Raw genomic sequence first — 24,866 nt, 5'->3', positions numbered from 1 at the left:
CCTTGTCCCTCTCCCGGCTGGGGTGAGGGAGGGCTCTTGCGGGGAGAGTTGTCGAGCCGGACCGTTTGTCCGGCGACCATTGGAGCTTGGCACTCCGCCAGCCCCGGCCCCTCATCCCACCCTTCTCCCGAAGGGTAGAAGGAGCGAACCCCGTCCCTTGCGGACGGTGATCGCTTGGTAAGAGGGGCTCAGCCCTTGCGGTTCTTGTTCGGCGGAGCCTGCGCGGCGGCGTCCAGGAAGCCGCGCTGCATGGTCTTCCAGGCGTCCAGGTTGCGCTCGGTCAGCTCGTTGAGCATCGACCAGGGCGTCTGCCCCATCAGGCTGTTGAGCTGGGCGCGGAACTGCTGCTGCTGGTCAAGGAACACCTGCAGGCTGCGCTCCAGGTACGGCCCCATGAAGCCCTGCAGCGAATCGCCGTAGAAACGGATGATCTGGCTCAGCAGCTGGGGCGACAGCATCGGCTGCCCCTTCTCCTCGTGCTCGGAGATGATCTGCAGCAGCACCGAGCGGGTCAGGTCCTCGCCGCTCTTGGCATCGCGGACCTCGAAGGTTTCGCCGTCCAGTACCAGCTGACGCACTTCTTCCAGCGTGATGTAGCTGGAAATCTCCGTGTCGTAGAGCCGGCGGTTCGGATACTTCTTGATGATGCGCAGTTTTTGTGCCATGCGGCACACGCTAGCAGAACGTATTGCGCTGCACCAGACATCCATGCTGCACCCGCCGGTGCAGCAAAGAAACCCATGCCGCTACGCGTCAATGCCCCACTGCGCCACCCGCGCTGCCGAACGGCGGCCGGGCGAACCACAGGATCGGGATCAGCAGCACGAACAGCACTGCGCAGGCGAGGAATACATCGTTCACGGCCAGGGTCAGCGATTCGCGGGTGACTAGCTGGTTGAGCAGCCCAAGGCCTTGCGTGTGCGACATGCCCATGTGCGATACCTGCTGCAGGAAGCCGGTGGCCGCCGTGTGGGTGGCGTCGATGTTTTCGGTCAGCGTGGCGTGGTGCGTCTCACCCCGGTGCTGCCAGAGGGTCACCGTCGCCGCGGTGGAGATGCTCGATCCCATCGTGCGGCAGAAGTTGGACAGGCCGGTCGCACTGGCGATCTGCTCCGGCGGCAGGCCGGAGAGGTAGATCTGGTTGAGCGGAATGAAGAAGCAGGGGATGGCGATGCCCATGACGAAGCGCGGCCATACCAGCGACGAGAACGAGGCCAGGCTGTTGAACGTGGAGAACCAGTAGGACGTGATCGCGAAGACGATGAAGGAGAACGTCACCACGCCGCGCAGGTCGAGCCGGTGCATGTTGCGGCCCAATATGGGCGCCATCAGGAAGGCAAGCACCCCCACCGGCGCGGTCGCCAGACCCGCCCAGGTGGCGGTGTAGCCCAGCGTCACCTGCAGCCACAGCGGGAACACCACGTTGATGCCGAAGAACGCGAACATGCCGAGGGTCAGGGCGATCACGCCCACGCTGAAGTTGCGCTCCTTGAACAGCGCCAGTTCCACCACCGGGTGCCTGGCATGCAATTCCCAGACGATCAGAAAGGTCAGGCAGACCAGCGCGATGATGCCCAGCGTGGTGATCATCGGGGAGGCGAACCAGTCGTGGTCGTTGCCGTTGTCGAGCATGAACTGCAGCGCGCCCACGCCGACCACCAGCAGCGCGAGGCCGACTGCGTCGATCGGCGTCTTGGCGGTCTTCGTCTCGCGCTTGTGCAGCAGGCCCCAGGTGATCACCGCCGCGGCCAGGCCCACCGGAAGATTGATGTAGAAAATCCACGGCCAGGAGAAGTTGTCGGTCAGCCAGCCGCCCAGGATGGGGCCGAAGATCGGCGCCACCACCACGGTCATCGCCCACAGCGCCAGCGCGATGCCCTGTTTGGCTTTCGGATAGCTCGACAGCAGCAGGGTAAGCGAAAGCGCCACCATCGGGCCGGAGCCGGCGCCCTGCAGCAGGCGCGCGATCACCAGCAGCGGCATCGAGGTGGCCAGTCCGCACACCATCGAGAAGGTGACGAACAGCAGTACCGACACGACGAAGCTGCGCACCTCGCCGAAGCGCCGCGCGATCCAGCCGGTCAACGGCTGCATGATCGCGCTGGCCAGGGCGTAGGAGCTGATCGTCCAGGTGCCCTCGCTCGGGCTCACGCCGAGGCTGCCTGCGATGTGCGGCACGGCCACGTTGACGATGGTCATGTCCAGCACTTCCATGAAGGTGCTGAACGCGACGGCGATGGTGAGCAGTACCAGCGCGCTGCCGTGCAGGGGCGGCAGCGGCTTGGTGTCGTTGGGTGTGGCGGCCATGGGGCGGGGCCTTCAGGTTATTGGGCGGCGCGGGGCAGGTTGGCCTGGATGATGCGCCGGGCCTCGTCATCGGCCTGGCCCGTCAGGCGGTCGTACACGCTCGTCTGGGCGACCGGCTGTTGCGTCGGCGCCTGCGCCAGCACCCGGCCGCGATCGTCGGAGATGTCCACGGTCACGTCGGTCGACAGGCCCACGCGCAGCGGGTGCTTGTCCAGCTCCTTGTTGTCCAGTGCGATGCGCACCGGCACGCGCTGCACCACCTTGATCCAGTTGCCGGTGGCGTTCTGCGCCGGCAGCAGCGAGAAGGCGCTGCCGGTACCTGCGCCCAGTCCGACCACTTTGCCGTGGTATTCGACGTCGCCGCCGTAGATGTCGGCTTCGACGGTCGCCGGCTGGCCGATGCGGATGTGCTGCAACTGGCCTTCCTTGAAGTTCGCATCGATCCACAGGTCATGCAGCGGCACTACGGTCATCAGCTGCTGGCCGGGCGCGATGCTGTTGCCCAACTGCACGCTGCGTTGGGCCACGTAGCCGGAGACCGGCGCCAGAATCGCGTTGCGTTGCGCGGCGATCCAGGCGGCGCGGAAGTTGGCGCGGGCCTGCAGCACGGCCGGGTTCTCGGCCACGTCAGTGCCTTCGACTGCGGCATGCGCGGCGGCGGCCTGCGCCTTGGCCGCTTCCAGCCCGGCACGGGCCTGCGCCACGCCATCGCGCAGGTGCTGCACGATCTCCGGCGATTCGGCGTGCGCGGCAACCAGCGGCAGGTGGCGTTTCAAGTCGGCCTCCAGCTTGTCCAGTTCCAGCTTGCGTGCGGTCACCTGCGCATCGGCGACGCTGGCCGAGCTGGTCTGCTGGCGCACGCCGCGCACAGCCTGGGCCAGCGCGCTGCGCGCTTGCGCGAGCCGAACCTGGGCATCGGTCGGATCGAGCCTGACCAATACCTGGCCGGCCTCCACGCGCTGTGTGTCGTCGGCCATGATCGCTACCACGGTGCCGGGCACCTGCGCGGAGATCGTCACCTGGTTGCCGCCGACGTAGGCGTTGTCGGTCTTCTCGCGGTGCGAGAACACGAACAGCCATAGCAGCAGCCAGATGAGCGCGGCCAGGAGGAACACGGCGGCCACGATGATCAGTACGCGGCGGCGCTTGGCCGGATCCTTGGCGGCCAGGCCGCTGTCGTTGTCGGCTGGCTTGTCGGCTTCAGTGGCGCTCATGGTCGACTCCGGGGGAAGGGGAGGTGGATGCGGTTTCGGAATGGAATTCGCTGCGGTAGCCGCCGCCTAGCGCCTTGATCAGCGCCAGATCGGTCGCCAATGCCTGCGCGTGGAGCTGGGTAGCCGCGTCGCGCTGCTGCAGCAGGACGAGTTCGGCGGCAAGGCTTTCGCGACCATCGCGCACACCCTGGTGCAGGCGCGCCTGGGCGTTGGCGAGCAGGCGTCCGTCCGCGGTCAGTTGCGCTTGTTGCTGCTCGCGCTGCGCGGCCAGCTGCTCGGCTCCCAGCGCCTGCGTGGCGACGTCGCGCACTGCCGCCAGCACGGTGCTGCGGTACTGCGCCACGGCACTGTCGAGCTGGGCGCGACTGAGGCCATAGTTCGCCTCGAGCGCGCCGCCTTCGAAGATCGGCAGGTGCAGCGCCGGCGTCACCGCAAAGACGCGGCTGCCGGCGGTGAACAGCTTGCCCATGTCGATGCTGGACAGCCCGGCCAGCGCGGTCAGGCTCAGGTCCGGAAAAAACTGCGCGCGCGCCACGTCGGTCTGCTTGAGGGCCGCCTCGACCTGCCAGCGGCTGGCTGCGATGTCCGGACGACGGGCGATGAGGTCCAGGCTCGCGTTTTCAGGAAGCCCCGGTGCCACGCCGGGAAGCGGGCGGACCTTGAGCTGAGGCAATTCGGCGGGTGCGACACCCAGCAGCGAGGCGAGCACCACGCGGCGCACCCTGGCCGAGCCTTCGAGCGCAGTGCGCATCTGTTTCAGCTGCGCCAGTTGTACTTGCGCCTGCTCGGCGGTGTCCGCCAGGTCCACGCCCTGGCGAACCCGCAGCTGGGCGATGTGCAGTAGCTGTTCCCCGGCTGCGAGCGACCGGTCGGCGAGCGCAAGCCTGGCCTGGTCGGCCTGCCAACCGAAGTAGGTGCTGGCGACCGCGTACTGCAACGCGAGTGCGGCCGCGCTGCGCTGCGCCTCGGCGGCGTGCGCCTGGTCCAGCGCCGCTTCCACCGTCGCCCGCTTCTTGCCCCACCAGTCGAATTCGTACTTCAACTGCACGCCGAGGTCGGCCTGGCTGTACCAGGTGAAGCCGAGGAATTGCGCAGGAATGAGGCCGTGCTCGCTCATGCGCTGGCGCGAGTACTGGACGTTGCCGTTGACCGTCAGCCCCATTTGCGCCGCAGCCAGCCGTGCGGATTGCTCGGCGCTCTGTACACGGCTCTGCGCCAGTGCGAGATCCGGTGCCTGGCGCAAGGCGCGGTCCATCAGATCGTCGAGCTGCGGATCGCCATAGGCGTGCCACCACTGCGCGTCGGGCCAGCCGGCGCGCGTGGCGGTTTCCAGACCGGCGAGCGGCACGTCGTCGCGAAGCTGCGGCGAGGACAGCTTCGCCGGCGGCGTGGCACATGCGACCAGCGCCAGCGCGGTTGCCGCGGCCAGCGCGGTGCGAAGGCGGAGCAGGGCAGGTTTCATGGAACGTCCTTCGGGGAGATGGGCTCGTCCAGCTGATCGAGGTTGTCCGCGAGCTTGCGCAGCAGGCGGCCGAAACTGCGCTTGTCGACCTCGTTGAATCCGACGAATGCCGCGCTGACGCGCGGAAACAGAGGCGGCAGCAGCTTCTGCACGAAGCGCCGCCCGGCGGGGGTGATACGGATGACCACGCGACGGCGGTCTTCCTCGCTGGCGCCGCGGGTGATCAGCCCGCGCTTGACCAGCGCGTTGGCGATGCGGGTCATGTTGGTCGCGCCCTGCGAGGTGTATTCGCAGAGTTCGCCCGGCGTGGAACTGCCGTCGGGGCGGCTGTACAGGATCATCAGCGTGAGGAAATCGCTGTGGTTGATCTTGTTGGGTTTGAGCGCTTCTTCCACGGCTTCGTCGAAGGCATGGCCCACCATGAGCAGCAGGCGGGTGAGACGCGCCTCGGTCGCTGGCATGTCGGGGATAACCTGGCTCACGCGGCCGATCCCCTCGTCCATCATCGCGATGCAGTCGCCCAGACGTGCCATTTCACCAGCTCATATTTCACCAGTGAACAAAAATAGCGCGGGCGCGAAAGACAGGCAAGTGCCGGTAGCTCCAGGAGCGGGCTCCTACGACAGCTCCGGGGGCGGCAGGCCGAACAGGCGGCAGGCGTTCGCCGTGGTGGCCGCGGCAATGGCCTCGGGTGTCTCGCCGCGCAGCTCGGCAACCGCCTGCAGCGTTTCCAGCATGCGAACCGGCTCGTTGCGCGTGCCCTGGTGCCCCGCGTTAGGCTGGTCGGGCGCGTCCGTTTCCAGCAACAGGCAATCGATCGGCATGTCCGACACCAGGCGTCGCAACCGCTTTGCGCGCGGGTAGGTGATCGGACCGCCGATGCCGAGCATGAAACCCATTTCGTAAAGCCGCTCGGCCTGCTGCTCGCTCCCTGCGAAACTGTGCACGACGCCACGAAGGCCCGGGAATCGCCGCAAGGCAAGCACGATCTCCTCCACCGCGCGGCGGGCGTGCACGATCACCGGCAAGCCGAACTCCTCGGCCAGCGCCAATTGTTCCTCGAAGTAATGCTGCTGAACGTCGCGGTCGAGCTCCTCCACGTAGAAGTCCAGCCCGATCTCGCCCAGTGCGACGGCGGTACCGTGACCAAGGCGTTCGCGCAGCAGTCGTAGATGCTCGGGACGGTGTCGCGAGAGGAACAGCGGATGCAGGCCGTAGGCCGGGTAGAGTTCCTCGTGCCCCTGGCACAGCGCGTCGATGCGCGGCCAGCTCGAGGCGTCGACGCCGGGCACGATCATCTGCCGCACGCCCGCGGCGGCTGCGCACGCGAGGACTTGCGCGCGATCGCCGTCGAAGCTTGCGTCGTCGATGTGCACATGGCTGTCGACCAGCCAGGGGCCGGGCCGGGACAGGGGCGGATGTGAGTGTTCCGTCACGCGTTCGTCACCTGGGGTTGCGCGTAGGTAAGAATGTCTAGGCCGGATTCAGTATGGCGAAGGTTCAATGGTTCCGCAGGTGAATGGTGGACGCATGGCGCGCCCGCTGCGCCGCAATGAAACGAAGGAGAGGTAAGTCATGAACAGGTTGATAGTCAATGCGCTTCAGGTGGGAATCGCGGCATCGCTCGCGATGGGCATTTCGGCTTGCAACCGCGACGCCAGCGCCGATGCCGGCCTGGCCAATGCCGAGTCCAGCGCCACGGCCGCGGACAACGGCGTCAAGTACGCGCGCGTGGTGAGCGTGGATCCGGTACGCAAGACGGTGAACAACCCCCACCAGGTGTGCCACGACGAAGCGGTCACGCACAGCGAACCGCCCAAGGACCAGCACCAGATCGCCGGCACGGCAATCGGTGCCGTCGCCGGTGGCCTCCTAGGCCACCAGGTCGGCGGCGGCAAGGGCAAGACCCTTGCAACGGTCGCTGGCGCGGTCGCGGGCGGCTACGCCGGCAAGAAGATCCAGGAGAAGCGCCAGCAGCCGACCGTCACCACGACGACCGAGCGCAAGTGCGAGACGGTCAACGACAGCAGCACCAAGGTGGTCGGTTACAACGTGCGTTACGAGTACAACGGCGTCACCCGCACCGTGCGGATGGACCATGACCCGGGTGATCGGGTCCAGGTGCAGGAGGGCGTCGTCGCCGTTTCCGACGCGCATTGACAAGCTGACACAACCTATGCGGTCCATGGACGGACCGCGCGCGATGATCTGCTCACCCCACACCGAGGAGTCGCGCCATGACGTTCGAACGCAATCGCAACTTTGCGCTGGCCGCCGCACTGGCGGGCAGCCTGGTCCTCGGTGGCTGCGCCACGGGACCCAGTGACAACGGTGGCTACAACAACCGGGGCTACCAGAGCTCCGGTTACGGCAGTACGCGCTGCGAGAACTGCGGGGTGGTACAGGACGTGCAACAGGTCCCCATCGAAGGAAACAACAATGCGACGCTCGGTACCGTCATTGGCGCTGTCGCCGGAGGCGTGCTTGGGCATCAGGTGGGAGGAGGCAAGGGCAAGCAGGCGGCCACCGTGGCGGGCGCCGTCGCGGGTGGCGTGGTCGGTCATGAGGTAGGGAAGCGATCCGGTGGCGGGCAAATGGGTTGGCGCGTCACGCTTCGGCTCAACAACGGCCAGTACGCGACCGTTACCCAGAAGGAAGACCCTGGACTTCGTGTCGGGGATTATGCCGAGATCCGCGGCGATCACGTCTACGGCATGTAACCGTTCGGACGTAAAAATGGCCAAAAAAAAGACCCTCTCGCGAGGGTCTTTTTTTTTGCTGCCGCACGAAATCAGTTGACGGCGTAGAAGCGATGCTCGCCGATGGTCGTGCTTGTGTGGTTGAGCGACCAGGCCGGTGCGATCGCCACGGTGGCGAAGTGATCCGCGTGCGGCACGAGCAGCTGGCGCTGGGCCAGCGGGAGGGCCCAGTTTTCCATCGAATCGCCGGCGATCTTCCAGGCCTTGGTGAAGGCCTTGAAGTTGGCGATGTCGTAGGAACCGGGCGTGGCGGTGATGGCGAACTGGTGCGGCGCGGCCACCACCTTGCAGACGGTATCGCCCCAGCGGCCGCGTTCGCGGCGACGGAGCGCGACTTCCGCGACAGCAAGCTGACCGATGGTCGACTCGCTGCGCGCCTCCAGGTACACGGTCGTCGCCAGGCAGGCCTGGTCGGCGATCGGCTGGGGCAGTACGGACGTCAGCCACAACAGCATGGAAAGTTTCATTGTCTGCCTCCAGCGTGCTGTACGCGCGGGATGAAACTTCCATCTCGAGCGCCGTTGCGGTGGACGGGCGGGCAGGCCGTTACCACCTGGATTGATCGCCGCGACCGAAACAGGAGTCGCGACGCTTTGCCACGGGAGTGTGGCGTTGGAGCCGGCTGGTCCGGAGCCGGCGTGATCGTTTGCGCGCGCACTGTCAATCGCGACCGGCGGCGGTCTGCGAGATTGCGGCTGCTGCTTGGATTGTTTCCGCTTACAGCGGTGGTTCCATCCGGCGATCTTTCTGCCGGGTCGCGCCGATCCGGACCCCTCCGGTTCGTCGCGTGCAGATGCCCGTGAGCGATGGGCATCATTTTCGATTCGGCGGGAGCGTAGTGGCGGTGATGCCTGCTGGCAAGTGCCGTATTGGTGCAATTTAAAGTTGGCTCACGTTCATCCAGCGAGCATCGCGAGCGGGTGAAGAGTGTGGATCACGCGGCGTTGTGGATTTGTCGCGACGCAAGAGGAGTGGCCGATCATGCACCAAAGTCATTGTGAAGGCGCGTCGCGTGAACGAGGTGTCATTTGCGCCGCACCGGATCGATGCATCCGGCACGGTTTGGGCGAAGCCCTTCCGCACACTGATCACCGAGTGTCGCCGCGCTCATGCATGACAAGTCGTCGGCGCGACTGGAAGACATAAAGCCGCGGACTGCCGCTTGCGCATGAGTGCACGCTACCCGGCTGCATCGTGAAAGATGATGCCTAGCGTATGGCGCGTGCCGCTGCGCAACCGGCTCACGCCGTGCCGCAGGTTCACCCGATAGCAACCGCGGGCGCCCTGCACGGGACGGTGGTGAACCGCGAAGATCACCGCATCGCCTTGCGCGAGCGGTACCACTTCGGCACGCGACTGCATGCGCGGGCGCTGCTCGGTGAGTACGAACTCGCCTCCGCTGAAATCGACACCAGGCGCAGACAGGAGCACGGCGACCTGCAGCGGGAAAGCGTGCTCGCCATACAGGTCCTGGTGCAGGCAGTTGTAGTCGCCCGACTGGTAGCGCAGCAGCAGGGCGTGGGTCGCACCTGGCCGGCCGCATGGCAGCGCGCCAGGTAGTCGGCATGGGCCAGCGGATAGCGAACGTCAATTCCCATCGCTTCGTTCCACCGGTTGGCAAGCGGTACCAGCCGGGGATAGATGCCGGTGCGCAGTGCCTCGACCTGCGCAGGCAGGGGGTAGGCAAAGTACTGGTATTCGCCCTGGCCGAAGCCGTGCCGGGCCATGACGACCCGGCTGCGGAAGTGTTCGCGACGGGAATAGAGCGCAGCCACTTCGCGGCAGATCCTCGGTGCCAGCAGGCCTGGCAACAGGGCGTGACCGTGCGCATCGAGCGCGGCGTGGACGGTTGGCCAGTCGATGGCATGACACGCATCGGCGCGAGGGTCGTTGGCGAGCAGGTCGTCGGTCATGCCCTCAGGATCGCCCGTTGCGCGTTCCGGCACCCTCCGTATCTTGCGCTTCCTCCTCGGCCTCGTCGCCGCGCACCTGCGCATGGCTGATGAGCGCGAAGATGCAGCTTCCGCCGACGATGTTGCCGGCCAGCGTCGGCAGCGCGAAGTCCGTGACGAAGCCCTCGATGGACAGTCCCCCGGCGAACACCAGGTAGAACGTCTCCACCGATCCCACGATGATGTGGGTGAAGCCACCCAGCGCGATCAGGTAGGTGGTGAGCACGATCACGGTGATCTTCGCGTACTCCGCTGCCGGCAACAGCCATACCATCGTGGCAATCAGCCAGCCGGCAACGATGCCCTTGGTGAACATCTGCCACGGCGTGTTGCCCATAACCTCGGCACCAATGTCCAACAGGGCCGTCCGGGTAGCCTCGTCGAACAACTGCATGTGCAGAATGCCGTAAGCGAACAGCGCGGTGCCGACCAGGTTGCCCGCGAACACCACCGACCACAGCCGCAGCAGCGAGCCGAGCTTGCGCAGGCTCGGATGCGTCATCAGCGGCAGCACCGCGGTCATGGTGTTTTCGGTGAACAACTGCTGCCTCGCCAGGATCACCACCAGGAAGCCAAACGGGTAACCCAGGCTTTCGACGAGGAAGGCACCCGGCACGCCTTCCAGGTGCCGATGCAGCAGCCCACGCGCCAGCATCGAAAAGCCCATCGACAGCCCTGCCGCCAGCGCGGAGAGGCTCAGCGCGAGCAGGCCCCGGCTGAGTTCCTCCTCGCCTTCCAGGCGGATCGTTTCATGCAGCACCGCCACGCGTGGCGGGCGCTTCTGCTCGACTTCGCCCCGCTCCTCGCGCGAGAGCGAGAAGCCGTCGCGGGCGTCGACCTCGTTCGGATCTTCCGCGGCGTTGGCGCGCTGGCGTCCGGTTGGTTGGGGCATGCAGTGGTCCTCCGACGGCCACGGCACGCTACGACGGCTTCCGTATGCGAAGCGTCGCTTCAGGCGGACACGTCGACCAGCACCAGTTCGGCATCCTCCAGTGCGGTCACGCGCAACGAAGGTTCGTTCTTGATCGCTGCGCCGTCCCGCGCATCGAGCCGCACGCCGTTGACCTCCACGGCGCCCCTGGCGGGCACCAGGTACGCATGGCGGCCCGCGCCCAGCGGATAGTCCGTCTGTTCGCCCGCATGCAGAGTCGCGCCCAGGACACGAGCTTGCGCGCGCAGCGGCAGCGCGTCGGTGTCTCCGGGGAAGCCGCTGGCCAGCGCCACGAAGCGGCCGGCCCGCTCCCCGGTGGGGAAGGGCCGCGCGCCCCAGGCCGGCGCGCCGCCCGGTCGGTCCGGGATGATCCAGATCTGGAAGATGCGGGTGGATTCGGCCTCCAGGTTGTATTCGGCATGGGTGATGCCGGTGCCCGCGCTCATCACCTGCACGTCGCCGGCAACGGTGCGGCCCTCGTTGCCCAGGTTGTCGCGATGGCTGATCGCACCCTCTCGCACGTAGGTGATGATTTCCATGTCGGCGTGCGGGTGCGGCGGGAACCCGCTGCGCGGGGCGATCGTGTCGTCGTTCCACACGCGCAGCGCGCCCCAGCCCATGCGGGCGGGGTCGTGGTAGCCGGCGAAGGAAAAGTGGTGCTTGGCGTCGAGCCAGCCATGGTTGGCGCCGCCCAAGGTGTCAAAAGCCCTACGTTCGATCATGTTGACCTCCTGCCGCGCGTGGATGCGGCCAGGCATGCAAGGTAAGGGTGCGCTCCGCGCTGCCAAATAGGCGTGGATTGAACGGATCGTTCGCGAACCGACACCCATTGACCGGGGCGCGGATGCATGGGTTAGGCTAGCGCCGGGGACATCCAGGAGTGCTCGTCATGCGCTGGCGACTTTTGTTGGCTTGCCTGCTGGCCGGCTGCGCGGGCGCGTCGTGGGCCGGCCAACTGGTGGTGCGGGTCAGCGACAGTGACGGACATGCCGTCGGCGACGCGGTGGTGACCGTGACCCCGGCCAATCCTTCGACCGAACCATCGCCCTCGGCGGTCACCCGCTACGTCGACCAGCGGGACGAGACCTTCATCCCTTACGTGCAGGTGGTCCACCCGGGTGACCGCGTGGTGTTCCGCAACAGCGACGGTACCCGCCACCACGTCTATTCGTTTTCCGAAGCCAAGGCGTTCGAGTTCCTGCTGCGTCCGGGCGAGAGTTCGCCGCCGCTGACGCTGGACAAGCCCGGCTTGGTCGCGGTCGGCTGCAACATCCACGACCACATGATCGCCTACCTGCTGATCACCTCCGGGCGTGCCAAGGTGACGCCCTCGCAAGGCCAGGCCGTGTTCGAACAGCTGCCGCCGGGAAGTTACACCGTGACGGTATGGCACCCGCAGCTGCGGCCAGGCCAGGCGCAACCGAGCCAAGTGGCCGTGGTGGGCGAGGGGACGCAAGCGCAGCACGCCGACTTCACCCTGTCGCTGATTCCCGACCCGCGCGGGTTCACCGATCGCGAGCACCTGGATTACTGACCCATGCGCGCCGCCGTCGGCTTCCGCCTCCGCTTGGCTCTGTTCTTCGTCGCCACCCTGGTGACCGTACAGCTGCTGACGGCCGCGCTGGTCTACGGCGTGACCCGGCGCGCGATGGTCAGCGAGGGCGAACGCCAGCTAGCGGTCAACGCGCAGGCTTTCGTGGCGCAGATGGACGATCTTTCCGCACGCGTGGCCGGCAACGTCGAAGTGATGGCGCTGGACTACGCCCTGCGCTCGGCGATCGCCGAACGTGATCACGGCACGGTGTTTTCCGTGCTGCGCAACCACGGCCGCCGCGTAGGCGCCTCGCGCATGCAGTTGGTTGGCCTGGACGGGGTGGTCGAGGTGGATACGGCCGACGCGCACGCCAACGGCAAGCGTTTCGCCTTTCCCGATCTTGTCGAGCATGCCTTCGACCGGCGCGTCGCCGCCGTGGTGGCGCTGCAGGCCAAGGCGTACTGGGTGGTGGTGGTGCCGATCTACGCGCCCCAGCCAGTCGGGCTGGTGGTGGTTTACGTACCGCTGGACGACGCGCTGCTGGCGCACCTGCGCGAACTGTCCGCGCTGCCTGGCGACATCGAGCTCGCGGTGCGGCCGGACGCATCGGGCTGGGTGGCCGCCGCGCAGGGACTGAGGCATACCGGGCTGGTCGTCAGCCTGGCCGGGCAGCAGCTGCCGACGAGCCCGGCGGTGCGCCGCATCCAGGGGCACGAATACCTCGTGCTGGCGCAGCCGCTCAGCCAGGCGCGCAGCAGCGCTCCGGTGGTGGCGGTGCTCGGCTACTCGCTGGGCGACGCCTTGAGGCCGTTCCGCGCGGTGGTGATCGCCTGGGCGTTCCTGCTGGGGTTGGGGCTGGTGGTCGGCCTGATCGGCGCGTGGCTGACCGCGCGCAGCGTGTCGCGCCCGGTGGAGTCCCTCGCCGGCGCGGCGCGGCGCATCGAGGCGGGCGACTACCGTGCGCTGCCCAGCCTCGGCCGTCGCGACGAGCTGGGCGAGCTCGCGGCGGCCTTCGGCACCATGGCCGAAGCGGTCCGCCAGCGCGAGGAGCGCATCCGGCAGCAGGCATTGCACGACCAGGTCACCGACCTGCCCAACCGCGTGGCCGCCGAGGCCGCGATCGATCGCGCGCGGGACGCCGGCACGACCCACGGCGCTCTGCTGATGGTCGGCCTCACGCGCGTGCCCGACATCATCAAGACCATGGGCCATGGTCTTTACGACCGGCTGATGCGCGAGGTCGGGATCCGTCTGGGGCGCGTGGCCGCGAAGGCCTACCTGGCGCGCGCCACCGACACCCAGTTCGTCGCCTGGCTGCCTGACGCGGACCGCACCGAGGCGGTCGCCGCTGCGCTGCGCATTCTCGATGCGTTGAACGCCTCCTACGTCGAGGCGGACGTCAGTGTCGATACCCTGCCGGCGATCGGCATCGCCATGTACCCGGAGGACGGAGCGCTGGCGTCGGTGCTGCTGCGCCACGGCGAAGTGGCCCAGTTCGCGGCCACCGGTTCGACCCGCCCGCTTGCCTTCTACGACGCGGCGACCGATCCCCATCGCACCGAGCGCTTGTCGCTGATGGGCGAGCTGCGCGAGGCGCTCGATCACGATCACCTGCTGCTGCACTACCAGCCCAAACTCGCCCTGGACACGCGTCGCGTGGACGGTGTCGAGGCGCTGGTGCGCTGGCATCATCCGCGCCGCGGAATCGTGCCGCCGCAGGACTTCATCGGCATGGCCGAAGACACTGGCAACATCCAGCGGCTTACCCGCTGGGCGCTGGCCTCCGGCATCGCCCAGGCCAGCCGCTGGCACGCGCGCGGGCTCGACCTGAACGTGGCGGTGAATCTCTCGGCACGGGATCTGGGGGAACCGGAACTGCCGCTGCGCATCGGGCGCCTGCTCTCCATCCACGGACTTCCGCCGGGCAAGCTGACTGTCGAAATCACCGAACGCGCCGTGATCGGCGAGCCGGAAACCGCGATCCGCGTGCTGCGCGGGCTGGCCGACCTGGGCGTCGGCATTGCGGTGGACGATTTCGGCGTAGGCCAGTCCGCCTTTGCGTATCTGCGCCACTTGCCGGTGAGCGAGCTGAAGATCGACCAGACCTTCGTCCGCCACCTGGCTCGCGACGCGAGCGACCAGACCATCGTGCGCTCGATCGTGGAACTCGGACATCGCCTCGGTTTCCAGGTCACCGCCGAAGGAGTGGAAGACGAGGGGGCAATGGAACAACTCGCGGCGATCGGCTGCGACCATGCACAGGGCTTTTTCATCGCGCGTCCGCTGCCGGCGACCGAACTGGCGGGCTTCGCCTTCGAGCGGGCCGGGGTGGCATGAGCCACGGTCTCCGTCTCCGCCCGCTTGCTTTGGCCTGCCTGGCCGCGCTGCCGCTGGCGGGCCACGCCCAGGATTTCAGCCTGCACGGCTACGTCGACGGCCGCCTGGTGGCCGCGCCGGCCGAGCGCAGCTGGGTCGAGGGCGGGCTCGGCAAGACGCGCTACGGCGGCGGAGGCGTCGAGGCCCGCTTCGGCGGCGCCGCGCTGGCCGGCACCGCGCAGCTCACGCCCTCGCTGCTCGCCTTCGCCGGCGTGCAACTGCAGGATGGTGACCGCGCCGGCATCGACATGCTGGAGGCCTACCTGCGCTGGCGACCGGTATCGACCACGCGCTGGCGCGGGTCAGTGCAGGCTGGCGCGTTCTTCCCGCCGGTCTCGCTGGAGAACGACGCGATCGGCTGGACCAGTCCGTGGACGCTCACGCCTTCGGCGATCAACAGCTGGGTCGGCGAGGAGCTGCGCGCCGTCGGTGCTGAGGGTCGCATCGAGCGGCGCGGCGAGATCGCCAGTTGGGAACTGCGCGGCGCGCTGTTCCAGCGCAACGATCCGGCCGGCAACCTGCTGGCGGTCCGCGGCTGGTCGCTCAGCGACCTGGCCTATGGCATCGGCAGCCGTCTGCGCGAACCCGATGCCTATGTGCGCGACGATGGCGAGGAGCCGCCGATGCGCTACGACCCGTTCCGGCGCATCGGCCACCAGTGGGGCAACTACGCCCAGCTCACGTGGCGCGCGCGCGGCTGGGGCCGCATCAGCCTGATGCACTACGACAATCACGCCGACCCCCAGGCCTGGCAACCCTACGAAGGCGGTGAGCGCCTGTACGCCTGGCGCACGCGCTTCTGGAGCCTGGGCGCCAGCGCGGACACCGGGCCGATCACCTGGCTGGCCCAGGCGATGGATGGCGACACCGTGATAGAGCCGTTGCCGAACCTGGTGTTCACCACCCGCTACCGGGCCGCGTACCTTCTGGCCGGCTGGAATCGCGGCGCTTGGCGGCCCGCACTGCGACTGGATCACTTCAGTACGCGTGAACTGCCCGAAACCCCGGGGTTGCATGAAGGCGAGCACGGCAATGCGATAACCGCGGCCCTCAACTGGCGACCCCACGACTGGTTGCGCCTGACCTTCGAGGTGCTGCACATCGACAGCACGCGCACCGCCCGCGCCGATTACGGATTGCAGCCCCACACTGGCGGAACGCAGATGCAGTTGAGCGCGCGCCTGTTCTACTGAAGGTCGGTTTCGCGGGAATCGGTCGCCGCCGCGTATCCGACCGCCGCGGCGCTTTGCTATCCTTCGCCGTTCTCGCCAGCGTCCGTCCGGGCGCCACAACCACGGCCATACGTTTTCATGATCGAGACCAATCCGATCCATGCGCAGATCGCGGACCTCACGGACCGCGTCGAGTCGCTTAGGGGGTATCTTTGACTACGCCACCAAGCGTGAGCGTCTCGAAGAAGTAAGCCGCGAACTGGAAAGTCCCACCGTCTGGGACGATCCGCCGCGCGCGCAGGAACTGGGCCGCGAACGCGCCCGCCTGGACACCGTCGTCACCGGCATCGACGAGCTCACCGCCGGCCTGTCCGACGCGAAGGAGTTGCTCGACATGGCGGCTTCGGACGGCGACGAAGACACCGTCCAGTCCGTCGCCGATGACGTGCAGAAACTCGAGGCCCGAGTGGGCAAGCTCGAGTTCCAGCGCATGTTCTCCGGCAAGATGGATTCGAACAATGCCTTCGTCGACATCCAGGCCGGCGCCGGCGGCACCGAGGCGCAGGACTGGGCCGAGATGCTGCTGCGCATGTATCTGCGTTGGGCCGAGTCGCGTGGCTGGAAGGTCGAGCTGATGGAAGTTTCCGGTGGCGAAGTGGCGGGCATCAAGTCCGCCACGTTCCGCGTCGAAGGCGACTATGCCTATGGCTGGCTCAAGACCGAAATCGGCGTGCATCGCCTGGTGCGCAAGAGCCCGTTCGACTCGGACAACCGTCGCCATACGAGCTTCACCTCCGTCTTCGTCTCGCCCGAAGTCGACGACGACATCGACATCGAGATCAATCCGGCGGACCTGAAGACCGACGTCTACCGCTCCTCCGGCGCCGGCGGCCAGCACGTCAACAAGACCGAGTCGGCCGTGCGCATCACCCACATGCCCAGCGGCGTGGTGGTGGCCTGCCAGACCGAGCGCAGCCAGCACGCCAACCGCGACCGCGCCATGAAGATGCTGGCCGCGAAGCTGTACGAACTGGAAGTACAGAAGCGCAATGCCGAGAAGGACGCGCTCGAAGCGAGCAAGTCCGACATCGGCTGGGGCAGCCAGATCCGCAACTACGTGCTCGACCAGAGTCGCATCAAGGACCTGCGCACGGGCGTGGAGCGCTCTGATACGCAGAAGGTGCTCGACGGCGACCTGGACGAGTTCATCGAGGCAAGCCTCAAGTCCGGCCTGGACGCCGGCGCCAAGCGCATCGACGCGTGAGTCCAGGCCCCGGAACCTCCGTGCGGACGGTCCGGGGCCTGCCTCTGCATCAGGGGCCGGACATGGGCGTGGAAAGGTCGGGGCGGTACAGGTAGATCGTGTACGTGCTCTTCTCGATGCCGCTGTCGAACTTGTTCATGGCCTCCTTCGCGCGCTCCTTGGAGCCGAGGGAGCGGGCAAGCACGTCCATCAGGGTCGGTTTGGGCTCCGCCATATCCGCGTAGCTCTTCATCGGTTCGACGATGAGCAGCGACCCGCGACCGCCGATCGACGTGTCGATTTCATACGGGTAGGGCCACTTGGCCGCCTCGACGGCCGTGTGGACCTTGGCGATCGCGTCTTCCACGCCTTCGTTTCCTCCGGGTTTGACCTGGAAGTCGTAGACGCCGAAGTACTTGTAGTCCTTGCTCTCGATCCAGTGGCTGTGCTCCGTGTCGGACTTGACGAAATAGTGCTCGGCCCGTTGCACGTAGCGGCCGGCATCGCGATCGAAATCAGCCGCGCCATGCTCGCGCTCCCATGTCTCGTTGGCATCGATTTGCTGCCAGGTGTGGTCGCCCGAGCGGATCACGTAGTGTCCGAGATCCTTGCCGACCACCGGCTGGTAGATCGACCAGACAAAGCCTTCACCGTTCTGCTTGCGCCACGCGGCGTGCGCCTTGAGCGCGGTCTCGAAGGGCCGGGCCTGGCCATCTTTCGGCCAGATGAACCAGACCGATGCGATGGAACCGGTGGAGGTGGCCGGCGCTGGCGCCGCGGCACGGGTCAGGCCGGCAGACAGTAGCGAACCCAGCGCCAGCATGGCTGCCAGCGCCCATTTCGGAGAGGTGGGAAACATGAGGGTGCTCCTTGCTCGTCGGACCCCTGCAGGCGCGCCGATAACACGACTGGCGTGAAGACCGGGCATGCCGGGCTCCATGCCTGGCGGACCGGGCGCCCACGCCGCCCCTTTGTGCGGCAGTGACGGTCGCATACACTGGGCAACTGGCATCGGAATGCCTGGCCTGCATGGCAGAGCGCCCGGCACGTCCACCGGCAAGGGGGCACTGGCTCGCGGTCATCGCGGCAAGGGCGGCTCCTGCGTCCGTTTTGGCCGCGGGCGCCTTGTTTCCGTCGGGAAGCGTCCAGGCCGGTTCGACATCGCCTCCAGCCAAGAAATAACCAAGTGTTCCGGGTCGAAACGACACCGGCTGCAGCTCACGGAAACCTACGCATGATCGACCACCCCGCGCCCGCTACCGCCAACGACGCCACGGCACCCGACGAGAACAAGCTCATCGCCGAGCGTCGCGAGAAGCTCAAGGAGCTGCGCGGGCAGGGCATCGCCTTCCCGAACGACTTCAAGGTCGACGCCTTCGCCGGCGACCTGCGCACCGAGTTCGCCGACCACGACGCCGAAGCGGTCGACGCCGCCGCACGTCGCGTCAAGGTCGCCGGCCGCATCGTGCTCAAGCGCGTGCAGGGCAAGGTGAGCTTCGTGCAGATGCAGGACTTCACCGGCCGCATCCAGCTGTTCATCCACCAGGGCACGGTGGGCGAGGAAACCTACGAGTCGTTCAAGGGCTGGGACGTGGGCGACATCGTTGGCGCGGAAGGGCAGGTGATGCGCACCAAGACCGGCGAGCTGTCGGTCAAGGTCGATAGTCTGCGCCTGCTGACCAAGAGCCTGCGCCCGCTGCCGGACAAGTTCCACGGCCTGGCCGACGTCGAACAGCGCTACCGCCAGCGCTACGTCGACCTGATCGTGACCGAGGAGGCGCGCCGCACCTTCGCGCTGCGCTCGCGCATCATCGGCTTCATGCGCAAGTGGCTGGAAGCCGAGCCGCGCCGCTTCATGGAAGTGGAGACGCCGATGATGCACATCATCCCCGGCGGCGCCACGGCCAAGCCCTTCGTCACCCACCACAACGCGCTGGGGCTTGACCTGTACCTGCGCGTGGCGCCGGAGCTTTATCTCAAGCGCCTGGTCGTGGGCGGCTTCGACCGCGTCTACGAAATCAACCGCAACTTCCGCAACGAAGGTGTGTCGACCCGGCACAATCCCGAGTTCACGATGCTCGAGCTGTACCAGGCCTACGCGACCTATCACGAGATCATGGACCTCACCGAGTCGGTGATCCGCGAGACGGCCAGGAACGTGCTCGGTACTACCGAACTGGCCTGGGAGGACGCGCAGATCGACGTCGGCCCGGCGTTCCGCCGCTGGCGCATGGAAGACGCCGTACTGGAGCACAACCCAGAGATCAGGCGCGAGGAACTGCGCGACCGCGAAGCGATGGCGGCGCACGCGAAGCGTCTTGGCGTCCAGGTCAAGCCGGGCTACGGCTGGGGCAAGCTGCTGCTGGAAATCTTCGAGAAGACCGTCGAGCACACGCTGGTCCAGCCGACCTTCATCACCGACCACCCGGTCGAGGTTTCGCCGCTGGCGCGCGAGAGCGACACGGACCCGGGCATCACCGACCGCTTCGAACTCTTCATCAACGGCAAGGAGATCGCCAACGGCTTCTCCGAGCTCAACGACCCGGAAGACCAGGCGGCGCGCTTCAAGGCCCAGGTCGAGGCCAAGGATTCGGGCGACGACGAAGCGATGCACTTCGACGCCGACTACATCCGCGCGCTGGAAGTCGGCCTGCCGCCGACCGGCGGTCTCGGCATCGGTATCGATCGCCTGGTGATGCTGATGACCGGCTCGGCCTCGATCCGTGACGTGCTGCTGTTCCCGTACATGCGTCCGGAAGCCTGAGGCGATCTACCCAATCCGCCTGTCGGCACCTTCCCCGTGTTCGCGGGGGAGGCTTGGCACGGGCGCCCAGCGCTCCAAGACACGTCCTTCCCCATTCCACGGGGAAGTGCCCGAAGGGCTGAGGTGGGACGCTCTGGCGGGAAACTACCGTACGCCCGCACCCGGCGAGCGCGCGCGCCGCCGCAGCACGGCCATCTGCAGCAGGTTCACCGCGCTGGACCCGGTCCAGTACAGCCCCAGCCCCGCGGCCAGGTGCCACACCATCAGCGCTGAAACCGCCACGGGCAGCCAGTGCAGCAGCGTGCGCGTCTGTTCGGTCATGGCCGGATTGAGCAGCAGCGCCGCGAAACTCAGCAGCCCGACCACCAGCGCCAGCCAGGCATCCGGACGCGCGAGCTTCGGGATCCACAGGAACGAATCGGCGCCCGCGACGCCCTGGCGGATGGCCGCATAGATGCCGGCCCCCAGAGGCGCCTGCACCAGCGCGACCAGCAGGCTGCTGCCGAGTCCCCCGCCGATGCCGTGCTCCCGATAAAGCGCCTGCATGGCCTGCGCCTGTGCCGCGGGATTGCCGGCGTGCCGCTCGCGCAACTGCGCAAGCTTCGGCTTGAGCGTCAGCAACTGCTGCTGTCGCAACCAGCCCTGTTCGGCGGTCTTCAACGTCATCGGCAGCATCGCCAACCGCACCACAAGTGCCAGCACGATTACCGCCATGCCATAGCTGCCATCCATCCAGGTGGCCAGCTGCGCCAGCAACTCCGAAAGTCCATCCACGAAAGTCGACCACATCCCCGTCAGCTCCCTGCTGTCATGTGAACTGCACAGATGGGACTGCGGACTGGGCAGTTCAAGCGTCGTTGCGCGTGACGACGGCAGAAACAAAACGATCGGCAACCTCCGGCGCCCGATCGCGCTGTCGGCTAAACTTGCCGGTTTATCGCTGGAGCAACGAGCCATGTGGTTTGCCATCGTCGGCACCGACGTCCTCGATTCGCTGGAAAAGCGCAAGAGCGCGCGGCCGGAGCACCTCGCGCGCCTGGAAAAGCTGCATGCCGAAGGCCGCCTGCTGCTGGCCGGCCCGTTTCCGGCGATTGAATCGGAAGACCCGGGCCCGGCTGGCTTCACCGGCAGCCTGATCGTTGCCGAGTTCCCCTCGCAGGCAGATGCCCGGCGCTGGGCGGATGCGGACCCTTATGTCGCTGCGGGCGTCTACGCCAGTGTCGAGGTCAAACCGTTCCGCAAGACCCTGCCGTGAGCGCGATGGTCGAGCAGATCCGCCGGCGCCTTGCCGATGCCCTGGCGCCGGTGGAACTGGAAGTGCTCGACGAGGGCCACAAGCACGCCGGCCACGCCAACGCCGGCAAGGGCCACTTCCACGTGCGCATCGTCAGTCCGGCCTTTGCCGGCGTGCTGCCGATCAAGCGGCATCGCATGGTGTATGCGGCGCTGGATGGGCTGATGGACCAGGGCATCCATGCACTCTCGATAGATGCCAAGGCGCCATAATTAGCAATTTCAAGTAGTTGTAGTGCTTCGTTCCAGTTACTTGTCACGCCTGATTCGCATTGCGACCACGCCCGGCGTTTGGCACAGTGACCTGTCGCCCGATTCACCGCGGGCCCGTCCCTACTGTTGAGCCCGCATGCGCCTTACCACGATCAAACTCGCCGGATTCAAGTCCTTCGTCGACCCGACCACGCTGCACCTGCCGACCAACATGACCGGCGTGGTCGGCCCGAACGGCTGCGGCAAGTCCAACATCATCGACGCGATCCGCTGGGTGATGGGCGAAAGCGCGGCCAGCCGCCTGCGCGGCGACTCGCTGACCGACGTGATCTTCTCCGGCTCCAACGCGCGCAAGCCGGTGGGGCAGGCCACCGTCGAGCTGATCTTCGACAACGGTGACGGCACCATCCAGGGCGAGTACGCGCAATACGCGGAGATCTCGGTCAAGCGCCAGGTCACCCGTGACGGGCAGTCCTCGTACTTCCTCAACGGCGCACGTTGCCGCCGCCGCGACATCACCGACCTGTTCCTGGGCACCGGCCTGGGGCCGCGCAGCTACTCGATCATCGAGCAGGGCATGATCAGCCAGATCATCGAGGCGCACCCGGAAGAACTGCGCACGCACCTGGAGGAGGCCGCCGGCATCTCCAAGTACAAGGAGCGCCGCAAGGAGACCGAGAGCCGCATCAAGTCCACCCGCGAGAATCTCGATCGCGTCAAGGACGTGCGCGACGAGGTCGACAAGCAGCTCGAACACCTCAACCGCCAGGCCCGCGCCGCCGAGCGCTGGAAGGCGCTGAAGGAAGAGCAGACACGCAAGGAAGCCGAGCTGCGCGCCCTCGAATACCGCGCGCTGAAGGGCCAGCACGAGGGCGAAGGGCAGGGGCTGTCCGCGGCCGAGATCGAGATCGAGAAGCAGCTCGCCGGCCAGCGCCAGATCGAGGCGCAACTGGAGTCCGTCCGCGAACGTCACACCGGTGCCACCGAACACCTCAACGAAGTGCAGGCCGAGGTCTACAAGGTCGGCGCCGAGATTGCCCGCGTCGAGCAGCAGGTGCGCTTCAACCGCGAGACCGCCGATCGCCTGCAGCGCGCCCAGGGCGAGGCCGAGCGCGAGCACGGTGAGCTTTCCGCGCACATCGCCAACGACCGCGAACAGATCGAAACCCTGCGCATGGCTTTGGCCGAAGGCGAGCCTAAGCTCGAAGCCCTGCAGCAGATGCAGGACGACACCGCCGAAGCCGCGCGCAGCACCGAATCCAAGCTGGCCGACTGGCAGCAGCGCTGGGACGCCTACACGCGCACCGCCGGCGAATCCAGCCGCGCCGCCGAAGTCGAACGCACCAAGCTCAACTATCTGGACCGCCAGGCCATCGACCTGTCCAAGCGCCGCGAAGCGCTCGAAGCGGAGCAGAAGGCCACCGACGTGGCCGCGCTGGACGCCGCCGCCGAACAGTTGCACGTCGAGCACGACACCCAGCGCGAGCGCGTTGAATCACTCGGCAGTCTGCTCGACCAGCACAAGCTCGCCCACGAGAAGGTGCTCGACGAGGAACGCCAGGTGCAGTCCTCGCTCAACGAAGCGCGCCAGCAATTGCAGAGCGCGCGTGGCCGTCTGTCCTCGCTCGAAGCCCTGCAGCACGCCGCTCTGGGCCAGGAGGAAAGCGCCGCCAGTGGCTGGCTCGCAAGCCTGGGCCTGGACAAGGCGCGCCGCCTCGGCGAGGCCCTGCAGGTCGATGGCGGTTGGGAATCGGCCGTGGAAACCGTGCTGGCCGGCCTGCTCGATGGTGTTCTGGTCGACAACCCGCTGAGCCTCGCCGGCGACTTCGGCTCGCTGGGCGAGGCCGACCTGGCGTTGCTCGCCTCGTCCGAAGGCGGGCAGGGCACCGAAGGCACGCTCGCCGCCAAGGTGCGCGGCCCGGCCGCCGCCATGCAGTTGCTTGCGCAGGTGCGCACCGCCGAGACGCTGGATGAGGCGCGCAACCGCGTGGGCTCGCTCGCCGATGGCCAATCCATCATCACCCGCAGCGGCGAGTGGCTTGCGCCGCAGTGGGCGCGCATCCGCCGTGCCCAGGGCAACCAGGTGGGCGTGCTGGCGCGCGAGCGCGACATCCGCCTGCTGACCGAACAGATCGAGACGCTGGAAGCGCAGTTGGAGGAATCGGCTGCCCGCCTGGACGAACTGCGCACCGCCAAGTTCGAGGCCGAACGCGCCCGCGACGATGCCCAGCGCGAGCTCTACAACGCGCACCGCCGCCAGTCCGAACTCGCCGGCCAGTTGCAGAGCCACCGCGGCAAGGTGGAAACCGCCCGGGCCCGGGCCGAGAAGGTCGCCGGGGAGCTGTCCACGCTGATCGAGCAACTGGACGAACTGCAGGTGCAGACCCGCGAGGCCCGCGCGCGCCTGGACGAGTCGGTCAACCACATGGGCGACCTGGAGGACCAGCGCCGCGAGCTGGAGAACGAGCGCCGCTCGCTGCTCGAGGCCCGCGAGGAAGCCCGCATGAACGCCCGCGAGGCCGCCGACCAGGCGCACGCGCTGGCGTTGTCGATGGAATCCAAGCGCTCCTCGCTGGCCTCGCTGGAGCAGGCGCTGGCCCGTCTCGACACGCAATTGCGACAGGTCGAGGCACGCCGCAACGAGGTCGCCGAGCAGCTGGCCGCCGGTTCCGACCCCATCGCCGAGCTGGAAGCCGAGCGCCAGACCTACCTCGACCAGCGCTTGCTGGTCGACAAGCAGTTGGTCGAGGCGCGCCGCGCGCTGGAAGACTGCGACATCGAATTCCGCAAGCTTGAACAGCAGCGCCACCTGGCCGAACAGGGCCTCGCCACGCTGCGCGAAAGCATCTCGGAAAAGCGCCTCGCCGCGCAGGCCCTGCAGATGCGCGCCGACCAGCTCGCCGAGGCCATCACCGCCTCGGGGCTGGAACTCGAACCGCTGCTGGCCGAGCTCCCCGAAGCCGCCGACGCCAACCAGTGGCGCACGCAGCTGGGTGACCTGGCGCAGAAGATCGTGCGGCTGGAACCGGTCAACCTGGCCGCGATCCAGGAACACGCTGAGCAGAGCGAGCGCAAGACGTATCTCGACAACCAGCTCGCCGACCTGGCCAGCGCGATGGAAACGCTCGAAGGCGCGATCAAGAAGATCGACCGCGAGACCCGCCAGCGCTTCAAGGAAACCTTCGACAAGGTCAACGCCGGCGTGCAGGAGTTGTTCCCGCGCCTGTTCGGCGGCGGCCATGCCTATCTGGAGCTGACCGGCGACGACCTGCTCAACACCGGCGTGTCGATCATGGCGCGCCCGCCGGGCAAGCGACCTTCCAACATCTCGCTGCTGTCCGGCGGCGAGAAGGCGCTGACCGCCGTATCGCTGGTGTTCGCGATCTTCAACCTGAACCCGGCGCCGTTCTGCCTGCTCGACGAGGTCGACGCGCCGCTGGACGAAGCCAACGTCGGCCGCTTCTCCAACATGGTCCGCGAGATGAGCGAGAAAGTGCAGTTCATCTTCGTCAGCCACAACAAGGCCACGATGGAAGCGGCCAGCCAGCTCTGCGGCGTGACCATGCGCGAACCGGGCGTTTCGCGCCTGGTGCAGGTGGACCTGGCCGAAGCGGCTAAACTTGCCGGAGCTGCGTGAGGATCCATC

The 24,866-nt window shown here is 67.2% G+C and carries 21 protein-coding genes and 1 pseudogene; 10 read left to right on the top strand and 12 right to left on the bottom strand.

Going from position 1 to position 24,866, the window contains the following annotated elements:
• Positions 1 to 188: 188 nt before the first annotated feature.
• From phaR to ACFWZ4_RS01185, 6 genes are all read right to left on the bottom strand, one after another.
• Positions 189 to 665, bottom strand: a complete 477-nt coding sequence (gene phaR, locus ACFWZ4_RS01210) for a polyhydroxyalkanoate synthesis repressor PhaR (protein ID WP_439702954.1) — start codon at positions 663 to 665, stop codon at positions 189 to 191.
• Between the two features lie 88 nt (positions 666 to 753).
• Positions 754 to 2,307 (bottom strand): DHA2 family efflux MFS transporter permease subunit, encoded by a 1,554-nt coding sequence (locus ACFWZ4_RS01205; protein ID WP_439702953.1) that lies wholly within the window; start codon positions 2,305 to 2,307, stop codon positions 754 to 756.
• Positions 2,308 to 2,324: 17 nt separating this feature from the next.
• Positions 2,325 to 3,521 carry an HlyD family secretion protein gene (locus tag ACFWZ4_RS01200; protein WP_439702952.1) on the bottom strand — a complete coding sequence of 399 codons (1,197 nt, stop codon included), beginning with the start codon at positions 3,519 to 3,521 and terminating at the stop codon, positions 2,325 to 2,327.
• Entirely contained in the window at positions 3,508 to 4,983 is a 1,476-nt protein-coding gene (locus tag ACFWZ4_RS01195) for an efflux transporter outer membrane subunit (protein WP_439702951.1), read from the bottom strand. The genes ACFWZ4_RS01200 and ACFWZ4_RS01195 overlap by 14 nt, the downstream gene beginning before the upstream one ends.
• Entirely contained in the window at positions 4,980 to 5,516 is a 537-nt protein-coding gene (locus ACFWZ4_RS01190) for a MarR family winged helix-turn-helix transcriptional regulator (protein WP_439702950.1), read from the bottom strand. Before ACFWZ4_RS01190 ends, ACFWZ4_RS01195 begins: the two co-directional genes overlap by 4 nt.
• Positions 5,517 to 5,600: 84 nt before the next feature.
• On the bottom strand, positions 5,601 to 6,419 hold the full coding sequence (locus ACFWZ4_RS01185; RefSeq protein WP_439702949.1) for a TatD family hydrolase: 819 nt from the start codon (positions 6,417 to 6,419) through the stop codon (positions 5,601 to 5,603).
• Between the two features lie 139 nt (positions 6,420 to 6,558).
• On the opposite strand from ACFWZ4_RS01185, the gene ACFWZ4_RS01180 reads away from it, so the two are divergent.
• Positions 6,559 to 7,143 (top strand): glycine zipper 2TM domain-containing protein, encoded by a 585-nt coding sequence (locus tag ACFWZ4_RS01180; protein WP_439702948.1) that lies wholly within the window; start codon positions 6,559 to 6,561, stop codon positions 7,141 to 7,143.
• Between the two features lie 77 nt (positions 7,144 to 7,220).
• A complete protein-coding gene (locus ACFWZ4_RS01175) occupies positions 7,221 to 7,703 on the top strand; it encodes a glycine zipper 2TM domain-containing protein (RefSeq protein ID WP_439702947.1) in 483 nt (160 codons plus the stop codon).
• Between the two features lie 71 nt (positions 7,704 to 7,774).
• Here the strand turns inward: ACFWZ4_RS01175 and ACFWZ4_RS01170 are convergent, their stop codons facing one another.
• The 4 genes and pseudogenes from ACFWZ4_RS01170 to ACFWZ4_RS01155 form a co-directional block, all read right to left on the bottom strand.
• A complete protein-coding gene (locus ACFWZ4_RS01170; protein WP_439702946.1) occupies positions 7,775 to 8,209 on the bottom strand; it encodes a cell wall hydrolase in 435 nt (144 codons plus the stop codon).
• 712 nt (positions 8,210 to 8,921) lie between these two features.
• Positions 8,922 to 9,469, bottom strand: a pseudogene (locus ACFWZ4_RS01165) (2OG-Fe(II) oxygenase).
• A gap of 190 nt (positions 9,470 to 9,659) precedes the next feature.
• A complete protein-coding gene (locus tag ACFWZ4_RS01160; protein WP_439702945.1) occupies positions 9,660 to 10,586 on the bottom strand; it encodes a formate/nitrite transporter family protein in 927 nt (308 codons plus the stop codon).
• Between the two features lie 59 nt (positions 10,587 to 10,645).
• A complete protein-coding gene (locus ACFWZ4_RS01155) occupies positions 10,646 to 11,347 on the bottom strand; it encodes a pirin family protein (protein WP_439702944.1) in 702 nt (233 codons plus the stop codon).
• Between the two features lie 167 nt (positions 11,348 to 11,514).
• On the opposite strand from ACFWZ4_RS01155, the gene ACFWZ4_RS01150 reads away from it, so the two are divergent.
• The 4 genes from ACFWZ4_RS01150 to prfB all read left to right on the top strand — a co-directional run bounded on the left by ACFWZ4_RS01150 (position 11,515) and on the right by prfB (position 16,971).
• Positions 11,515 to 12,159, top strand: coding sequence for a methylamine utilization protein (locus tag ACFWZ4_RS01150; protein ID WP_439702943.1), 645 nt, complete (start codon positions 11,515 to 11,517; stop codon positions 12,157 to 12,159).
• Between the two features lie 3 nt (positions 12,160 to 12,162).
• Entirely contained in the window at positions 12,163 to 14,496 is a 2,334-nt protein-coding gene (locus ACFWZ4_RS01145; RefSeq protein WP_439702942.1) for a putative bifunctional diguanylate cyclase/phosphodiesterase, read from the top strand.
• A complete protein-coding gene (locus ACFWZ4_RS01140) occupies positions 14,493 to 15,728 on the top strand; it encodes a hypothetical protein (RefSeq protein WP_439702941.1) in 1,236 nt (411 codons plus the stop codon). The genes ACFWZ4_RS01145 and ACFWZ4_RS01140 overlap by 4 nt, the downstream gene beginning before the upstream one ends.
• 117 nt (positions 15,729 to 15,845) lie before the next feature.
• Positions 15,846 to 16,971, top strand: a protein-coding gene (prfB, locus tag ACFWZ4_RS01135) for a peptide chain release factor 2 (RefSeq protein ID WP_439702940.1) whose coding sequence is annotated in 2 segments (ribosomal slippage) — positions 15,846 to 15,920 and positions 15,922 to 16,971 — 1,125 coding nt in all. Because the reading frame shifts where the segments join, the coding sequence is not laid out codon by codon here.
• A 49-nt stretch (positions 16,972 to 17,020) separates the two neighbouring features.
• On the opposite strand, the gene ACFWZ4_RS01130 is transcribed toward prfB, so the two are convergent.
• The gene (locus tag ACFWZ4_RS01130) at positions 17,021 to 17,809 is read right to left on the bottom strand and encodes a hypothetical protein (RefSeq protein WP_439702939.1); all 789 of its coding nucleotides are present in this window, start codon (positions 17,807 to 17,809) and stop codon (positions 17,021 to 17,023) included.
• A gap of 375 nt (positions 17,810 to 18,184) precedes the next feature.
• Here ACFWZ4_RS01130 and lysS point away from each other — a divergent pair, with 375 nt between their 5' ends.
• Positions 18,185 to 19,714 carry a lysine--tRNA ligase gene (gene lysS / locus ACFWZ4_RS01125; protein ID WP_439702938.1) on the top strand — a complete coding sequence of 510 codons (1,530 nt, stop codon included), beginning with the start codon at positions 18,185 to 18,187 and terminating at the stop codon, positions 19,712 to 19,714.
• 144 nt (positions 19,715 to 19,858) lie between these two features.
• Here lysS and ACFWZ4_RS01120 read toward each other — a convergent pair whose 3' ends face one another.
• Positions 19,859 to 20,503, bottom strand: coding sequence for a YidC/Oxa1 family membrane protein insertase (locus ACFWZ4_RS01120; protein ID WP_439702937.1), 645 nt, complete (start codon positions 20,501 to 20,503; stop codon positions 19,859 to 19,861).
• 166 nt (positions 20,504 to 20,669) lie between these two features.
• Between ACFWZ4_RS01120 and ACFWZ4_RS01115 the strand changes: the two genes are divergently transcribed.
• The 3 genes from ACFWZ4_RS01115 to smc all read left to right on the top strand — a co-directional run bounded on the left by ACFWZ4_RS01115 (position 20,670) and on the right by smc (position 24,857).
• On the top strand, positions 20,670 to 20,969 hold the full coding sequence (locus tag ACFWZ4_RS01115) for a YciI family protein (RefSeq protein ID WP_439702936.1): 300 nt from the start codon (positions 20,670 to 20,672) through the stop codon (positions 20,967 to 20,969).
• A gap of 5 nt (positions 20,970 to 20,974) precedes the next feature.
• On the top strand, positions 20,975 to 21,220 hold the full coding sequence (locus ACFWZ4_RS01110; RefSeq protein WP_439703754.1) for a BolA family protein: 246 nt from the start codon (positions 20,975 to 20,977) through the stop codon (positions 21,218 to 21,220).
• Between the two features lie 136 nt (positions 21,221 to 21,356).
• Positions 21,357 to 24,857, top strand: coding sequence for a chromosome segregation protein SMC (smc, locus tag ACFWZ4_RS01105; protein ID WP_439702935.1), 3,501 nt, complete (start codon positions 21,357 to 21,359; stop codon positions 24,855 to 24,857).
• The last annotated feature ends 9 nt before the right edge of the window (positions 24,858 to 24,866 follow it).

It is taken from the genome of Frateuria sp. GZRe12 (genome assembly GCF_051900535.1).
Lineage (GTDB): Bacteria > Pseudomonadota > Gammaproteobacteria > Xanthomonadales > Rhodanobacteraceae > Frateuria_A.
The sequence above is the reverse complement of the archived record's forward strand: the minus strand, read 5'-3'. Positions and strand labels throughout refer to the sequence as shown.

What these genes read in the sequence shown, in the direction of transcription:
- phaR (WP_439702954.1), bottom strand. Translation starts at nt 665, where the DNA reads ATGGCACAAAAACTGCGCATCATCAAGAAGTATCCGAACCGCCGGCTC.
- ACFWZ4_RS01205 (WP_439702953.1), bottom strand. Translation starts at nt 2,307, where the DNA reads ATGGCCGCCACACCCAACGACACCAAGCCGCTGCCGCCCCTGCACGGC.
- ACFWZ4_RS01200 (WP_439702952.1), bottom strand. Translation starts at nt 3,521, where the DNA reads ATGAGCGCCACTGAAGCCGACAAGCCAGCCGACAACGACAGCGGCCTG.
- ACFWZ4_RS01195 (WP_439702951.1), bottom strand. Translation starts at nt 4,983, where the DNA reads ATGAAACCTGCCCTGCTCCGCCTTCGCACCGCGCTGGCCGCGGCAACC.
- ACFWZ4_RS01190 (WP_439702950.1), bottom strand. Translation starts at nt 5,516, where the DNA reads ATGGCACGTCTGGGCGACTGCATCGCGATGATGGACGAGGGGATCGGC.
- ACFWZ4_RS01180 (WP_439702948.1), top strand. Translation starts at nt 6,559, where the DNA reads ATGAACAGGTTGATAGTCAATGCGCTTCAGGTGGGAATCGCGGCATCG.
- ACFWZ4_RS01175 (WP_439702947.1), top strand. Translation starts at nt 7,221, where the DNA reads ATGACGTTCGAACGCAATCGCAACTTTGCGCTGGCCGCCGCACTGGCG.
- ACFWZ4_RS01170 (WP_439702946.1), bottom strand. Translation starts at nt 8,209, where the DNA reads ATGAAACTTTCCATGCTGTTGTGGCTGACGTCCGTACTGCCCCAGCCG.
- ACFWZ4_RS01160 (WP_439702945.1), bottom strand. Translation starts at nt 10,586, where the DNA reads ATGCCCCAACCAACCGGACGCCAGCGCGCCAACGCCGCGGAAGATCCG.
- ACFWZ4_RS01155 (WP_439702944.1), bottom strand. Translation starts at nt 11,347, where the DNA reads ATGATCGAACGTAGGGCTTTTGACACCTTGGGCGGCGCCAACCATGGC.
- ACFWZ4_RS01150 (WP_439702943.1), top strand. Translation starts at nt 11,515, where the DNA reads ATGCGCTGGCGACTTTTGTTGGCTTGCCTGCTGGCCGGCTGCGCGGGC.
- ACFWZ4_RS01145 (WP_439702942.1), top strand. Translation starts at nt 12,163, where the DNA reads ATGCGCGCCGCCGTCGGCTTCCGCCTCCGCTTGGCTCTGTTCTTCGTC.
- ACFWZ4_RS01140 (WP_439702941.1), top strand. Translation starts at nt 14,493, where the DNA reads ATGAGCCACGGTCTCCGTCTCCGCCCGCTTGCTTTGGCCTGCCTGGCC.
- ACFWZ4_RS01130 (WP_439702939.1), bottom strand. Translation starts at nt 17,809, where the DNA reads ATGTTTCCCACCTCTCCGAAATGGGCGCTGGCAGCCATGCTGGCGCTG.
- lysS (WP_439702938.1), top strand. Translation starts at nt 18,185, where the DNA reads ATGATCGACCACCCCGCGCCCGCTACCGCCAACGACGCCACGGCACCC.
- ACFWZ4_RS01120 (WP_439702937.1), bottom strand. Translation starts at nt 20,503, where the DNA reads ATGTGGTCGACTTTCGTGGATGGACTTTCGGAGTTGCTGGCGCAGCTG.
- ACFWZ4_RS01115 (WP_439702936.1), top strand. Translation starts at nt 20,670, where the DNA reads ATGTGGTTTGCCATCGTCGGCACCGACGTCCTCGATTCGCTGGAAAAG.
- ACFWZ4_RS01110 (WP_439703754.1), top strand. Translation starts at nt 20,975, where the DNA reads ATGGTCGAGCAGATCCGCCGGCGCCTTGCCGATGCCCTGGCGCCGGTG.
- smc (WP_439702935.1), top strand. Translation starts at nt 21,357, where the DNA reads ATGCGCCTTACCACGATCAAACTCGCCGGATTCAAGTCCTTCGTCGAC.